The following is a 16044-nucleotide window of genomic DNA, read 5'->3' on the forward strand; positions in this document are numbered from 1 at the left end:
AGTGCTTTTGGGTAGGGTAGTAAGGATAGTTGCGTTAGTTGGTGATAATCGCTAACAATAGTATTTCGTTAATAGTTTACAGGTAGTTTGATGTCTTCAAATACCAGGCTTCAGCTTGATATGCACCCGCTGAGAGAGTCTCTCTATGAAGAGATGCATTCCCGGCCGTTTCAGGTTATCCCCAGCCCTGCACGCATTTCCCATCTGTCAGTGGTGTGTAGTGAGCAGCAAAAGGCTGAGCAATTCAATCATTTGCAACGCTTATGTGAGATGTTGGGTGGTGATGTACCCGCTGCAGACTGCCCCTGTTTTCAGCAACAATTTGGACAGTTGCAAGTGCGCCGGGAGAAACACCTTGAGTTTGTCTCCTATACGTTCATCTGGCTGGGTGGAAATCACCGTAGTCCTTTTACTGAAACCGCTATTAGTCAGTTGCCTATCGGTTGGCTGGAGCAGATGTGTGGTGAGGTAATTGCAGCGCTGCATATGACGGTCGAAGATGTGCGGGAGGTGGGTGAGCCTACGATTCCCGAAGTGAAAAGTTACTTCGATGAAATGCGTTTGGTGGGCAGTCAGCCTTCACAGGGTGCAGCGCAGATCTGGACCAGCTTTCAGATGCATAATGATGGCTTTGGGCGGTTTCTGATTTATAACCGAGAGATGAGTGACAGTCAGGTGGGCCGGTTGGTTCAGCGTTTATTGGAGATAGAGTCATACCGGCACATGTCTCTGATGAGTTTACCACTGGCTCGCTCAATCAGTCCTCAGTTACAGCAGATGGATCAGCAGTTGGCGGAGCTCACGCAGGTTATGTCTGATGAGCAGTCGGAGGGTATAGGGGGCTGTGATGAGAGGTTGCTGTTGGGGCGGTTGACGCATCTGGCATCGAGAGTTGAGGCCTATCGGGCGCGTTCTACCTTTCGCTTCAATGCCACTAATGCATATCAGGATCTGGTCATGTCCCGGCTTGTTGATTTACGCGAGGATGAGGTTTCAGGGCATCTGACTTTGAATGAATTTATTTCCCGGAGAATGGTGCCTGCTGTACGCACTTGTCAGTCAACGGCGGAAAGGCTGGAAGATCTCTCCCGGCGTATAGATCGGGTAAGTGATATGTTGCGTACTCAGGTAGAGCTGTCGATACAGGGTCAGAATCAGGAGCTGCTAAGCTCTATGGATCGCCGTTCGCAGATTCAGTTGATGATGCAGCATACAGTTGAAGGGCTGTCAGTTGCTGCGATCAGTTATTACACCATCGGATTGGTAAAGATTTTTATTGGCGTGCTCTATGATCAGGGTCTGCAGATAGATAAAAGCCTGTCGCTGGGTATCTCTATGCCCCTGGTTATTATTGCAGTAGCGTTAATTACCCGTAGAATTCACTCAAAATTTAGTAAGCTTGCGGCTGACCCTGCAGACAAGAACTGATAAGAAAGGCGTTAATTAGATGAGCATAGCAACACAGATAGAGCAGCAATTAAAAGAAGCGCTGACTTTGCAGCACCTGGTCATTGAAAACGAGAGTCATATGCACAGTGGGCCAGCGAGCGATAGTCATTTTAAGCTGGCGGTGGTTGCTGATGATTTCTCGGGTAAGCGTCCGGTTGCCCGGCATCAGCTAATCTATGGGGCTTTATCAGAGCTGATGAATAACCCGATACATGCTTTGTCATTACATTTATATACTGCCAATGAGTGGCAAGAACAGAACGGCGATATACCACTATCACCTAACTGCATGGGTGGTTCTAAAAGCGATCAATAAATTGACCTTAATCAATGTTCGATAGTCATATCAGGCAGAGACTATAACTAGATAACGGGCAGGGGTGACCGCCCGTTACACTTGTTTTTCAGCCTTTGTAGGAGTTACTGTTTTATGCCTAATGAACATCACGATCTGATTCATGAACTACCTGAACACCGCGAACGTATTCATGTGTTGAAAACAACTAATAACCACTTTGCCAGACTGTTTGATGAATACCATGATGTAACCAAGCAGGTTGAGAAAATGGTTGGACTGGCAGAGCCAGTGTGCACCCAAACCGAAGAAGCGCTGAAACTGAAACGCTTACACCTGAAAGATCAGCTGTTTACGATGGTTAAGCAGGCTTGATTTGAATCTCTAACGATTCTAACCCGCTCTTGCGGGTTTTTTTGTATCTGAGCTCTGCAATCATCATCCGCTTAGCGTTATTATGCGTAACACTTTTAAGAAAGTGATTAAGTAGCGGCCCGACGAAGACAGAGAGTGACCCCACGATATGGATCAATCCCAACGCCCACCTCATTATAATTGGCGATATATTTTCAATGTGGCGCTCGAGTACCGTCCGTTGCTCATCAAAGCGAATCTTATCGCATTGCTGGCAACGTGCGTCAGTGTTCCTTTACCTCTCCTTATGCCTTTGCTGGTCGATGAGGTTTTGCTCGATAAGCCTGCAGCGTTGGTGCGTTGGTGTGATGATTTTTTTCCTGCTGACTGGCAAGGTCCGGTGCTTTATATCACGGCAGTTTTACTGATAACAGTTGTTCTCAGGGCGATAGCACTGGGATTGAATGTCTGGCAGGGCCGGCAGTTCTCTGTTATCTCAAAAGAGGTGATCTTCCGAATAAGAGAGGGGCTGTTACAGCGTTTGAAGCGGATCTCTATGGCGGAGTATGAGTTATTGGGCAGCGGTGCTGTCAGCTCTCACTTTGTTACGGATCTTGATACCGTCGATCGCTTTGTTGGTGCGTCGGTCAGTCGGATGTTAATAGCACTCCTGACTATTATCGGTACGGCGGTGGTGTTGATCTGGATGCACTGGCAGCTTGCACTATTTATTTTGTTGCTGAATCCGTTGGTGGTGTGGTTGACGATGACCATTGGCAAACGGGTAAAAGATCTTAAAGCGAAAGAGAATAAGGCTTATGAACGGTTTCAGGGTGGTTTAACTGAAGTTCTGGAAGCAATTTATCAGATTCGGGCAGCGAACCGGGAAAATCATTACCTACAGGGTTTGGTTGGTGATGCTCGCGCGTTAAGGGATCACTCGACTCGTTTTGAGTGGCGAAGTGAAGCTGCTAGTCGATTTAGTTTTATGGTGTTTCTCATCGGTTTTGATCTGTTTCGGGCTCTGTCGATGATAATGGTTGTCTATTCAGATCTGAGTATCGGCCAGATGATGGCAGTGTTTGGTTATCTCTGGTTTATGATGGGGCCGGTGCAGGAAGTGTTGGGTATTCAGTATGCTTTTTACGGTGCCAAAGCAGCTTTGCAGCGGGTTAATCGGTTGGCTGATCTGGATGAGGAGCCTGATTATCCGCATCAGAGTGATCCTTTTGCAGGCAAGTCATCTGTCTCTGTCGAGTTAAATGATATTCACTTTAGTTACATTCCCGGGCAGGAAGTTCTCCGAGGGCTGTCGTTAAAAATTGAAGCAGGACAAAAGATCGCTTTAGTTGGGGCAAGCGGTGGCGGTAAATCGACCTTAGTGCAGGTTTTGCTTGGCTTGTATCAGGCAGAAAAAGGGCGTGTGTTGTTCGAGGGTGTATCGGTTGAAAAGATAGGGCTTGATCGGGTGCGGGAAAATGTTGTCACTGTATTGCAGCAGCCGGCTTTATTTAATGATTCCGTCCGGGGAAACCTGACTTTGGGGCGCGATTATACTGATCAGCAGTTGTGGCAGGCATTGGCCGTGGCGCAATTAGAGGTTTTTGTGCGTCAGTTGGACGAAGGGCTGGATACAATGGTTGGACGGCAGGGCGTTCGTTTGTCTGGTGGGCAGCGGCAGAGATTGGCGATCGCACGTATGGTTCTGGCTGATCCTAAGGTTGTTGTATTGGATGAGGCAACGTCGGCATTGGATGCTGAAACCGAGTATAACCTCCACCGGGATCTGGCTGGCTTTCTTCGGGGCAGAACCACGATTATTGTTGCGCACCGTCTGAGCGCCGTTAAGCAGGCAGATCATGTTTATGTGTTTGAAGATGGTCAGGTGGCTGAGCAGGGTGGTCATGAAGAGCTCTTAAAACAGAATGGACTGTATACCCGGTTATATGGGCAGCACCAGCAGCATTAAGTGAAGGGGTTCGTATAAATATTATGGCTCGTCGAGATATGCTTCTGCGCTGTCGATTTATGTTAAAGCCTCGTTAAGCTAGTGGTGGCTATACTTGGATGAATATGCAGCAGGGTTCAACTGCTCAGGTTATACTTATCAGTGAGCAAAACTGAATATTTTCACAACGCTATTTGGGGCGAATATATGAACAAGGTGATTGTTATAACGTTTACAGCTGTCGTGCTGTTGTTGCAAGGATGCGCATCTTCGCTGAGTGGTGATACCTATTCCCGCAGTGAGGCGCGGCGGGTACAGAATGTTGAATTTGCCTGGGTCGATGCGGTGACGCCCGTTATAATCGAGGGGCGAACGGATAGTCCATTAGGAGCTGGTGCTGGAGCCGTTGTTGGTGGTATAGCGGGTAGTACTCTGGGTGGCGGTAAAGGAAGTAGTATTGCTTCTGTTGTTGGCGCGGTAGCCGGTGGGATTATTGGTCAGAAAGTTGAAGAGAATGCGACTCGAAAGCAGGGACAAGAGGTTACCGTCACTCTTGAGAATGGTAAAACTATCTCCATAGTTCAGGAAGTCGATAACAATGGTTTCTTTCAACCAGGAGAGCGGGTGAGGGTGCTGCGCCAGGGCGGTACCGCGCGTATCGTACGCTAATCTATCTGATTGTCAGAGACAAAAAAGCCCGCAGCAATGCGGGCTTTTTTAATGGCTTAATTGCTACTTTTTGTCTGCTGGCGCATGAAACAATAAGTAAAGGTCGACTAAAAGGTCAGGAATACTGCGACACATTTCATCACATAAACGACTATCTTCGCGCATCTTCAGAAATTCTTCTTCTTCAAACAGCTCGGAAGCGATCATAATCGGCAGCATAAATTCTGCGACTTCTTCTTCGGCCTGGTGATTAAACCATTCGTCTTCTTTAAGGAATACGGCTTCCATAAAGGCCTGGGCCCATGATGTCATAGCGCTTTGCTCTTCTTCATCATTCTCTGTTTCAAGAGTCAGATCACAAGGCAGCAGCATATCCTGATCATTATATAAATCGCTGCCGATGCTGAAATAGAAGCGGCGAAGCAGGTCTTCGATGCGAGCTTTTTGGTTCTCGGAGTTGTATTCGGGGACACCATCGAACAGTTCCTGTAGCCACTGCTTTTCAGCAATTTTCACCGGACTGATATTTAGCGCACAAAAATAGCCATGGGTGCCTACCAGATCCAGAGCGTCCTCGGATACGGCATCAGAGAACATAAAGGCTTCAAGTTCATCCAGTTCAGCATCAGAAAGGGGGGTATTCAGCATTGCGGTTGGCATAGTTCGGATCCGGCAAAATAAGAGTGTGCAGATTCTAACAGCGATACTAGACGATGCGTAGTACTAATCTATAGTAATTAGATAAATCTGGATGACACTGCCGCTCGCATCCCGGATAATGCCGCCATGATAGAAAAGGCCCGGCAACTCCTAAAACAGATATTTGGCTACGACCAATTCAGAGAACCCCAGCAAGAGGTCATCGAGACGCTTTTGGCGGGGGATGATGCATTGGTGGTGATGCCGACCGGGGGCGGCAAGTCCCTTTGCTACCAACTTCCGGCATTGATTCGTCCAGGAGTTGCGGTGGTTGTTTCACCACTGATTGCGTTGATGCAGGATCAGGTACAGGCGCTCTCTCAATGGGGTATCAATGCCGGTTATCTGAACTCATCGATGGATTTTAGTATGGCGCAGGAGGTTGAGCACCAGTTGCGCAGCGGTGAATTAGATCTGCTCTATGTTGCGCCTGAACGATTGCTTCAGCCGCGTACGCTTAAAATGCTATCTGAATGCTCGTTGTCGCTGTTTGCGATTGATGAAGCGCACTGTGTCTCGCAATGGGGGCATGACTTTCGCCCTGAATATCTTCAATTAAGTTATCTACAGGAATGCTTTCCCGGTGTTCCGCGGATCGCACTGACAGCGACCGCAGATGAACGTACTCGTGAAGAGATTTGTGAGCGCCTGGGGTTGGAAAATGCCCGGAAATTTATTCAGGGATTTGATCGGCCAAATATTCGTTACCGAATCGGCCAGAAGCATCGGGCTAAAGAACAGCTGCTAAAGTTTTTGAAAGCTGAGCATGCCGGTGATTCAGGTATTGTTTATTGTTTGTCCCGTAAGAGGGTTGATGATACTGCGCAGTGGCTACAAGAGCAGGGTTATAATGCTTTGCCTTATCATGCAGGGTTGCCTCAAGAGATGCGCCAGCATAATCAACACCGTTTTCTGACAGAAGAAAATATTCTGATGGTGGCGACAGTTGCTTTTGGTATGGGTATTGATAAGCCTAATGTGCGTTTTGTTGCCCACTTGGATCTGCCAAAAAGCATCGAGGCTTATTACCAGGAAACCGGCCGCGCCGGGCGGGATGGGTTACCAGCTGATGCCTGGATGGTTTATGGGCTTCAGGATGTGATATTTCTGCGGCAGATGTTGGAAGGTTCGCAGGCGGACGATTTACATAAAAGTGTTGAGCGGCAAAAATTGGAATCGATGCTGGGGCTTTGTGAAATTACCAGCTGTCGTCGGCAGTCTTTGCTGGCTTATTTTGGTGAGTCGGAAGCCCCACCTTGCGGTAATTGTGATACCTGTCTTGAGCCGGTGCCGGTGTGGGATGCAACTGATGCAGCACGCAAGGCTTTGTCAGGGGTGTACCGCTGTGGACAGCGTTTTGGCGTCAATCATGTTATTGAAGTGTTATTGGGCAAGTCCAGTGAAAGGGTGCTTGAGTTAAAGCATCATCAGCTGAGTACTTTTGGTATCGGTAAGGAGTTGGATCGAAATCAGTGGCGCTCAGTATTCAGGCAGCTGGTGGCACGTGGTTATCTGAGTGTGGCTGCGAACAGTCATGGAGTTCTCTACCTTACCGATAGCTGTCGACCGTTGCTAAAAGGTGAGCTACAGATAGAGATGCGTCAGGATAAGCGCAAGCAGGAGTCGTTTCGTAAACGAAATGATCCTCAGCAGAAACTTGATTCAGAAGATTATGGGCTTTGGAATGCGCTAAAAGCACTCAGGATGGAGCTATCCAGGGAGCAGGATGTACCGCCCTATGTGATCTTCCATGATGCTACTTTGATGGAGTTGGTAATGTACCGGCCATTGACGCATCAGCAGATGGGGCGTCTTAATGGTATAGGTGAGCGAAAGCTTGAGTTATACGGCGACCCGTTTCTTGAGTTGATTCGTGAATATCAGGCGGAGCAGCAGAATCCGCAGGATAAAGATTTGCAGGTCCAGGAATCGGTAACGCTTTATCGCACGGGAATGACGGTGGCGCAGGTGGCAAGGCAGCAGCACCTGTCTGAAAATGTGATATACAATCATCTGGCTGATGGTATAGCTGAAGGTCAATTGATTCTCTCAGATGTGGTAGAGCTAAGCGCCGATCAGTTACGACAGGTTCAGCAGTTGATGTGTGAATGTATGGAGTCCTTCGGTGTGGCGCTCAAGCCTGTATATGAGGCGTTGGACGGGCTGTATGAATATGGTGTTCTGCGTTGTATTCGTGCCGATATGGAACGTGTAGAGCGGGGTGATTAATTATCGTGGGGGATGTTGGGCTCTGGGGGTTGTTTCTAAGTAGCTTTATCTCCTCAACGCTAATGCCTGGCGGTTCTGAGGTATTGCTGGCGTATCTGTTGACTCAGTCTGAGCTTAGTGCGGTTGAACTGCTCATTGCTGCCGCTGCCGGGAACTGTCTTGGTGGTACTTTGACCTATGGTATGGGGTGGTGGCTTAGCTCTCGCTGGCCGTTAAAAATGCCTGAAAACAAAAGGCAGAAACAAGCTCTGGTTTTGGTGCAGCGTTACGGGGCTGTGTCTCTGTTGTTTTCCTGGTTGCCCTTGATTGGTGACCCATTGTGTTTGGCGGCCGGTTGGATTCGTTGTCATCTATTGTATTCGTTGCTCCTGATCTGTGTAGGTAAAACCCTGCGTTATTCGCTAATCGTATTAGCCGTAAGCTGATATAGTTTAGGCTTACAAGTCAGTCTTTAATCAGCATTGAGAACGGAGGAGCTATGCTGAAGTCCCGATGGTTTCGGTTGCTGCGGATCACTGTATTGCTTATCACTCTGTTCGTGGTTGCAATGAATACCTGGTTGTCTAGTGTGCGTATTAAATCCTGGAGTCGTCCTGTCTGGGTTGTGCTTTATCCAATTAATGCAGATGGCAGGGCTGATACACAGGCGTATATAGACGCACTTAGTGTCGAACATTTCGAAGAAATTGATGGTTTTTTAAAGCGAGAAGCAAGACGTTACGGGTTGAATCGACAATCAATCGCAGAGGTTTTTCTATCGACGCCATTAAAAGTATTGCCTCCTGAAATTGATATTGAAGCAGGTGTCTTTGGAAGAGTCTTCTGGAGTTTGAAGATGCGCTGGTGGTCATGGCGAAACGATAACTGGCCGGGGCCTGAGCCTGATGTAAGGGTTTATCTTCAATACTTTTCTCCACAGAAAAAGCAGACGCTGTCTCATTCGCTAGGGCTCCAAAAGGGCATGATAGGACTAGTGAATGGCTTTGCCAGTGTTGACTATATAGCGACAAATAATTTTGTAATTACCCATGAACTGATGCATACATTCGGAGCATCAGATAAGTACGATCTTGAAACCAATGAGCCAGTTTATCCTGATGGCTTTGCTGATCCATATCAGCTTCCTTTGCTTCCTCAGCTCAGAGCGGAAATCATGGGTGGCCGGGTAAAGGTCTCTCCTGGTTGGTTGGTAATGCCTCTTGGGTTGAGGGATGTTGTCGTGGGTGTAAAAACAGCAGAAGAAATAGGTTGGTGAGCAGGTTGTAATATCAAAGGTTACAGGTTTAATACCCATATTGAGTACGCGGTTTTATTGTGGAGGAAAGATAAAACAGGCGTTGTAGTTGTTTGAAGTTATAAAGCTTGATTTTTTATTGTTTAAAAGTTTCTTAAAATCAGTAGGTTACGGTTTTTCTATTTGATGGTTTAGGTGGTTTTGTTCTGCTTGTTGGTCTGGGTTTTCAAACGTAATCGTTATATATCCGAAATCCACCAAATGGGTATATCTGCTTGTATGCAAGGGTATTTTGACTATTTTATGTGTGCTATTATTGAAACAATTATATAAGTAAATTTAGCTGATGGCCTGGCCTCGCGAAATTACTAACTGGAATAATCCAGCCTTATCTTGGTTTTAGCTATTCAAAGTAGCGCTGAAATCAGACAAAAATCTTCTGGGGGGAAGTTATGGATAATGTAGAAAACATCAAAGCGTCAGCGGTAAATGTAGCCGGTGAAGTCGTCGTTGTTGATGCTCAGGGAAATGAACGACCATTAGTGAGTGGAGAGTCTCTGGCTGCTGGCGATATGGTTATCGTTGGTGCTGAGGGTTCTGCAGAACTTAATCTAGGTAAGAGCGAAACTGAAACAGTGCCTGCGGATACTGCCGCTGTTCTGGAAGTTGACCCTAATACCGGTGAAATTGTTCTTGTGCTTCATTCCGTTGGGTCTGAAGGGCTTGATGTTACAGATGTTCAGCAAGCAATATTGGCTGGCCAGGACCCCACTGAAATTCTTGAAGAGACTGCTGCGGGTAACACTCCCCCGACTCGTGCCGGTTTCTCAGCGTTTCAATCAGTAGACCGTACAGCTGAAGAAGTAATAGCGCGTGCAGGCTTTGATACGGCTGCAGATGATCGGGTTCTTGATCCCTATGAACAAAGCGTAGCAGATGCTCTGCTTCCTCCATCACTTTATAGCGTAAATGATGTTCGAGTTAGTGAAGGTGGGCTTATCACCTTTACAGTAACTCGTACCGGTGGGACTGACTCTGAGTCGATTGACTTTGCAACCAGCATTGCTGGCGGCGACAGTGCTGAAGTGGACGATTTTACTGCTAATAGCGGTACGCTGACCTTCGCCGCTGGTGTAACGACTCAGACTTTCACGGTACAGACCGCACAAGATGCGATCTTCGAAGGTGACGAGACCTTCACGGTTAACCTGGCGAACCCAACCAACGGCGGCCAGATCGCTGATGGCACCGGCGTCGGTACCATCGTCGATGACGGCACAGGTCCAGGTCCGTTCGGCCCAGGACCTGGTCCGGATAACGATACAACCAGCTTCAGTATCGGCGATATGAGCATCAGTGAAGGTGGTCTAATGACCTTCACTGTGACCCGTACCGGCGATGCTGCAGCAGATCAGACCATCGACTTTGCGACCAGCATCGAAGCGGGTGATAACGCCGAAGCCGGAGACTTTGCTGGTAACAGCGGTACGCTGACCTTTGCGCAAGGTGTGACCACCCAGACCTTTACTGTGCAGACCACGCAAGATGCGATCTTCGAAGGTGGCGAGACCTTTACAGCGACCCTGAGCAATAACTCAGCGGGCAGCAGCATCGCGGATGCAACCGCAACTGGTACCATTCTTGATGATGGCACAGGCCCGGGTCCATTTAACCCAGGCCCAGGTTCAGACGACGATACCACTGAGTTCAGTGTTGATAGCGTGAGCATCAGTGAAGGTGGCTTGATGACCTTCACCGTGACCCGCACCGGCGATGCCGAAGCGGATCAAAGCGTTAACTTCAGCACCCTGATCGGTGCAGGGGATAGTGCAGAAGCAGCTGACTTTACCAACAACAGTGGTACGCTGACCTTTGCGACCGGTGTGACCACTCAGACCTTCACCGTGCAGACTACTCAGGATACACAGTATGAAGACGACGAGACCTTTACGGTACTGCTGGATACACCAACCGGCGGCGCGACGATTGCGACCGCAACCGGCACTGGGACGGTAAACTGATAAAGATGACGGCACCGGCCCAGGTCCATTTGACCCAACCGGTCCAGGCACGCCAGATGATGATCGTACTGGCTTCAGCGTAGACGACGTACAGATCAGTGAAGGTGGCTTGATGACCTTCACCGTGACCCGTACCGGCGATGCAGCAGCGGATCAGTCTGTTGACTTTGCAACCAGTATCGAAGCGGGTGATAACGCCGAAGCCGGTGACTTTACCGGCAACAACGGCACCCTGACCTTTGCGGCAGGTGTGACTACCCAGACCTTCACGGTACAGACGGCACAAGATGCGTCTTACGAAGGTGATGAGACCTTCAGTGTGACACTGGCGAACCCAACCAACGGCAGCCAGATTGTTGATGGCACCGGTGTGGGTACCATTGTTGATGACGGTACCGGCCCGGTCCATTTGATCCAACCGGCCCTGGCACGCCAGACGATGACACCACTGCGTTCAGCATCGGTGATATGAGCATCAGTGAAGGTGGTTTGATGACCTTCACCGTGACCCGTACCGGCGATGCCGAAGCGGATCAGACGATTGATTTTGCGACCAGCATTGAAGCAGGTGATAACGCCGAAGCCGGCGACTTTACCGGCAACAGCGGTACGCTGACCTTTGCTGCGGGCGTGACGACTCAGACCTTCACCGTACAGACTGCACAAGATGCGATCTTCGAAGGTGGCGAGACCTTTACAGCCACCCTGAGTGGCAACTCAGCGGGCAGCAGCATTGCGGATGCAACGGCAACCGGTACCATCCTTGATGATGGCACAGGCCCGGGTCCATTCGACCCAACCGGCCCAGGCACACCGGACGACGATACCACTGAGTTCAGTGTTGATAGCGTGAGCATCAGTGAAGGTGGCTTGATGACCTTCACCGTGACCCGCACCGGCGATGCCGAAGCGGATCAAAGCGTTAACTTCAGCACCCTGATCGGTGCAGGGGATAGTGCAGAAGCAGCTGACTTTACCAACAACAGTGGTACGCTGACCTTTGCGACCGGTGTGACCACTCAGACCTTCACCGTGCAGACTACTCAGGATACACAGTATGAAGACGACGAGACCTTTACGGTACTGCTGGATACACCAACCGGCGGCGCGACGATTGCGACCGCAACCGGCACTGGGACGATTACTGATAACGATACTCGTCCGACACTAACTGTTGCGGATCAGAGTGTTGTCGAAGGTGATAGTGGTACTACAACGATTACTTTTATTGTTAATCGTACGGGTGACTCTGAACCTGATCAGACTTTTAATTACAGCTTTGCACCGGGTAATACTGATAATGCTGATTTCAATCCTGTGCTGAGTAGCGGCAGCGTTACATTTGCTGAGGGTGAAACCAGCAAAATGATTACGATTCAAGTGCAGGGAGATACGGCTGTTGAGCTTGATGAAAGCTTCACTCTGAATCTTGTTGATACTGGGGATCTCGGAAATACCGCTAGCGCAATTGGTACCATCATTAACGACGATATGCCTCCGGTAGTTACTATTCCAAACGATGGTTCTGGTGTTAATGGTAGTGACATCAGCGTTGCTGAAAATTCTACAGAGACAGGGACATTTACGATAAATGCACCAGATGGTATTCAGAGTATTACTGTAGGAACTACTGTTATTTCAATGGCTGATCTTTTAGCTAGTGGCACAACGCCAATAATAGTTAACGGCGGAGAAGGGCAACTTTCTATAAATGGCTTTGTTGGTAATGTTGTCAGTTACGAATATGACCCTACCGGGGCTAGCAGAGATCATAGTGGAGGAGACAACTCTGTAATTGATAGATTTGCTCTTAGCGTCACCGACACTGACGGAGATGTTAGTGTTTCAAATCCAAGTCTCGATATCCTGATCACCGATACTGCTCCGGTTGCAAATGCTGATACCCGAGCTGTTAATGAAGATGATACTGGAATTACTGGTAATGTTGTTTCCGGCATAAATGCTGTTGCTGATACTCTCGGTGGTGATCTGACTATCGTCACAGGTGTTCAATCAGGAGATGCCGGAATTACTGAAGTTACGGGTGGTGCTGGAACAGGAGTTGATGGTATTTATGGTACGCTTCAGATCGACTCTGATGGTACTTACACCTATCTTCTGAATTCTGCTGCCCAGGCGCTTCTTGCATCAGAGACTGTAACAGATGTGTTTAGTTACAGTATTAGCGATGATGAAGGTGATTTCTCAACGGCAACATTTACCTTCACTGTTACAGGTTCGAACGATGCGCCAACGATTACAGCCGTTCAGCCAGCCGTTGTATCGGAGGAAGGGCTTGCAGCAGGTATTGCTGACACTACCCCTAATCCGGGCGATGTGACTAACTCACCTGTATTTACAGGCACTTATACAGCGACTGACGATTCTGGCGGTCCTTTGATTGCGTCTCTTGATGACATTAGTTCAGTCACTACTTCTGATGGTACTACTCTACAGTCAGGAGGCATTGATGTCGGCTTTGTCCTGAGTCCAGATGGCCATACGCTTATGGGTACAGCCGGTGGAGAGGATGTTGTTCAGATTGAAATAATGGATAACGGAACTTATACGGTTACGCTACTGGGGCCGGTTGATCATGCTCCGGGTAATGGTGAAAACAGCCTTAACTTTAATCTTAACTTCCAGGTGTCTGATGGCCCTCTGGGCGATAGTGCGACTCTGAGTAGTAGCGGTACTCTTAATATTCGTATAGAGGATGATCAGCCTATTAGTGGTGATATTTATCAAAGTCTTGTGATTCCGCCGCAGGATCACAACGTGATGTTTGTAATCGACACCTCTGGAAGTATGGGTAACGATGCATCAGGTACGACCATTGAGAGAATGGAGCTTTTATTAACCTCTATTAAGCAGGTTATCGACCAGTATGAGAATGTAGGCGATCTTAAAGTGCAGATCGTTACTTTTGATTCAGGTTCTGATTCTACACACCAGACAGTCTGGATGACTGCGGCAGAGGCTCAGGCATTTATTGGTGATGGTACAGCAGGCTCCAGGGATTCTGTTCTTAATCCTGGAGGCGGTACTGATTATGACCAGGGCGTTCTTGAAGCTCAATTAGGTTGGGATGCTGCTGGTAAAATTGAAGCGACTGATGACCGCCCGGTCAGCAATGTTTCATATTTCATGTCCGACGGTGAGCCGCAAACAGGTGGTGGTACTACGGGCTCTCAGGGTATTACTGGTGTTGAAGTAAATGAATGGATGGAATTCGTTACTGACAACAGTATTAACTCTCATGCAGTGGGTATTGGTTCGGGTGTATCTGTTGCTAACCTTGCTCCGCTTGCCTATGACGGTGAGCTAGCGAACACCAATGGACAAGACCCTTATAATCCACCCGTGCCTGACCCTGCGGATCCTGTGTTTGACGATGGTATAACGCCATATGCGCTTGTTGTAACCGATTCTGCAACGCTTACCAACGAGCTGCTTGGTACTATTCAAGTACCAGTACTTGGTGGCATCTTCGGTACTATTGAAAATAATGGTTTTGGTGCTGATGATGGTGCTTTCCTGCAAATTGAGATGGATGGAGTAACATATTCCTATACGGCTGCTGCAAATGGAGGCTCCGGTCAGATTGATGTGAGTAGTGGTGGATCTGTTGTAGGCTTCGAAATCACATTTACTACCCTTGCGGGTGGTACCATGGCGCTCAATTTTGCCAATGGTCAGTATTCATATGTGCCAGACCAGGACCTGGCGATGGATACAGAATTCCAGGAAACTATGGTCTTTCTATCCAGAGATACTGATGGCGATGAAACTACCGGCACAGTTACTCTCAATATTGCACGTGGTATGGACACTGATGGTGATGGCGTTATTGATACTATCGATATCGACGATGATAACGACGGCATTCTGGATACGATTGAAGATGCGTATGTTTCCACTGTTACAACTACGCAGCCGTTTACAGATGTAACATCTGCAGCAAATATCACTAGTAATGGAGGGACCGGTTCTCAGACTATTGATATGTCCGCTTATGGGGTTGCAGTCGGTGATAGCGTTACTATCAGTAATTTCTTTGCTCGAGGAGATTTAAACAATAATTCTGAATGGTTCAGGTTGTCATTCGACAACGGCGTTACAACGACTGGAAATATGAATACAGGATTCCAGGATAACGCCTTCCATACAGTGAATCAGAATGTAACGATGACCGCGACCATTGTTGATGTAGGGGGAGTTCCCTCTCTGGTTGTATCAGGTGTTACCAGCTCAGATGTTGATAACTTCAATGGTTTTGTCGGAGTCGATTATTACTTCACTATCGATGGAGTAGGTACTGTCGCTATAAACGTTCCTGATGCTGATGGTGATGGTATTATCAACAGCCTGGATGCCGATAGTGATAATGATGGTATTGCCGATAACATCGAAGCCCAGACTAATGCTGGTTATATTCCCTCGTCTGGCGTAGATGCTGATCATGATGGTCTGGATGATGCTTATGAAACAGCAGGTCTTACTCCAGAAGGTCCAGTAAGTGCGCCTGATTTCCTTTCTATTGATAGTGATGGAAATGGCACGAATGATGGACAAGAGTCCGCAACTACAGGTGATGATCGACTTGTTGGTAGTGCTGTTGGAGATGTAATTGATGGTCTTGATGGGAATGATGCGCTGATAGGGCTCGATGGTGGTGACACGCTGATTGGGGGTATCGGTAATGATATCCTGGTCGGCGGCGCCGGAGACGATATATTGATGGGCGGTGCAGGCGCTGATTTCTTTGACTGGAATGGTGGAGATGAGGGAACTGCTGGTGCGCCAGCGACCGATCATATCCAGGACTTTACAGTCGCCGAGGATACGCTTGATCTATCGAATCTTCTTGATTCGCTTGGATTGGCTACTCAGGGTGGTGTGATAGAGTCTTACCTGAGTCTGGATAACAATGCTTCAAGTCAGGCTGTTCTGAGTGTTAAAGGAAGTGCCGGAGGTAGTGTGGTTCAGGAGATTGTTCTTGATAATGTCAGTATCGAAGACCTTAAGAATGATCCCGCACTGGGGCTGGATGCAGGTGCAACCAATAGCGATCTTCTCAATCAGTTGATAAACGATTCAAAGCTGATTGTTTGATAAGCAATGGGTGGCTCTTTATTGAGCTGCC

At 48.2% G+C, this 16044-nt stretch carries 11 protein-coding genes and 1 pseudogene; 11 read left to right on the plus strand and 1 reads right to left on the minus strand.

Going from position 1 to position 16044, the window contains the following annotated elements; all coding sequences use genetic code 11:
* Nucleotides 1-90 precede the first annotated feature (90 nt).
* The 5 genes from AMJAP_RS05815 (at nt 91) to AMJAP_RS05835 (ending at nt 4715) form a co-directional block, all read left to right on the plus strand.
* Nucleotides 91-1428: a DUF3422 family protein gene (locus tag AMJAP_RS05815; RefSeq protein WP_019622133.1), complete on the plus strand. Its 1338-nt coding sequence runs from the start codon at nt 91-93 to the stop codon at nt 1426-1428.
* Nucleotides 1429-1447: 19 nt separating this feature from the next.
* Nucleotides 1448-1765 carry a BolA family protein gene (locus tag AMJAP_RS05820; protein WP_019622134.1) on the plus strand — a complete coding sequence of 106 codons (318 nt, stop codon included), beginning with the start codon at nt 1448-1450 and terminating at the stop codon, nt 1763-1765.
* Nucleotides 1766-1879: 114 nt separating this feature from the next.
* A complete protein-coding gene (locus AMJAP_RS05825; protein WP_019622135.1) occupies nt 1880-2119 on the plus strand; it encodes a YdcH family protein in 240 nt (79 codons plus the stop codon).
* 148 nt (nt 2120-2267) lie between these two features.
* Complete coding sequence (locus AMJAP_RS05830) at nt 2268-4067, plus strand: ABC transporter ATP-binding protein (RefSeq protein ID WP_019622136.1); 1800 nt, start codon at nt 2268-2270, stop codon at nt 4065-4067.
* Between the two features lie 186 nt (nt 4068-4253).
* Nucleotides 4254-4715: an outer membrane lipoprotein gene (locus tag AMJAP_RS05835; RefSeq protein ID WP_026340154.1), complete on the plus strand. Its 462-nt coding sequence runs from the start codon at nt 4254-4256 to the stop codon at nt 4713-4715.
* 63 nt (nt 4716-4778) lie between these two features.
* Here the strand turns inward: AMJAP_RS05835 and AMJAP_RS05840 are convergent, their stop codons facing one another.
* Nucleotides 4779-5375 (minus strand): YecA/YgfB family protein, encoded by a 597-nt coding sequence (locus tag AMJAP_RS05840; RefSeq protein ID WP_019622138.1) that lies wholly within the window; start codon nt 5373-5375, stop codon nt 4779-4781.
* Nucleotides 5376-5501: 126 nt separating this feature from the next.
* Here AMJAP_RS05840 and recQ point away from each other — a divergent pair, with 126 nt between their 5' ends.
* The 6 genes and pseudogenes from recQ (at nt 5502) to AMJAP_RS05870 (ending at nt 16013) form a co-directional block, all read left to right on the plus strand.
* Nucleotides 5502-7643 (plus strand): DNA helicase RecQ, encoded by a 2142-nt coding sequence (recQ, locus tag AMJAP_RS05845; protein WP_019622139.1) that lies wholly within the window; start codon nt 5502-5504, stop codon nt 7641-7643.
* Between the two features lie 5 nt (nt 7644-7648).
* Entirely contained in the window at nt 7649-8068 is a 420-nt protein-coding gene (locus AMJAP_RS05850; RefSeq protein ID WP_019622140.1) for a YqaA family protein, read from the plus strand.
* Between the two features lie 53 nt (nt 8069-8121).
* Nucleotides 8122-8898, plus strand: coding sequence for a hypothetical protein (locus AMJAP_RS05855; protein ID WP_019622141.1), 777 nt, complete (start codon nt 8122-8124; stop codon nt 8896-8898).
* 431 nt (nt 8899-9329) lie between these two features.
* The gene (locus AMJAP_RS05860; protein ID WP_201356415.1) at nt 9330-10898 is read left to right on the plus strand and encodes a retention module-containing protein; all 1569 of its coding nucleotides are present in this window, start codon (nt 9330-9332) and stop codon (nt 10896-10898) included.
* 73 nt (nt 10899-10971) lie between these two features.
* Nucleotides 10972-11370: pseudogene (locus AMJAP_RS05865) on the plus strand (Calx-beta domain-containing protein); the annotation flags it as partial.
* Nucleotides 11367-16013 carry a beta strand repeat-containing protein gene (locus AMJAP_RS05870; protein ID WP_201356416.1) on the plus strand — a complete coding sequence of 1549 codons (4647 nt, stop codon included), beginning with the start codon at nt 11367-11369 and terminating at the stop codon, nt 16011-16013. The pseudogene AMJAP_RS05865 and the gene AMJAP_RS05870, both read left to right, overlap by 4 nt.
* Nucleotides 16014-16044 lie beyond the last annotated feature (31 nt).

Origin of the sequence: Amphritea japonica ATCC BAA-1530 (genome assembly GCF_016592435.1) — a bacterium.
In the GTDB taxonomy this organism is placed as follows: Bacteria; Pseudomonadota; Gammaproteobacteria; order Pseudomonadales; family Balneatricaceae; genus Amphritea; species Amphritea japonica.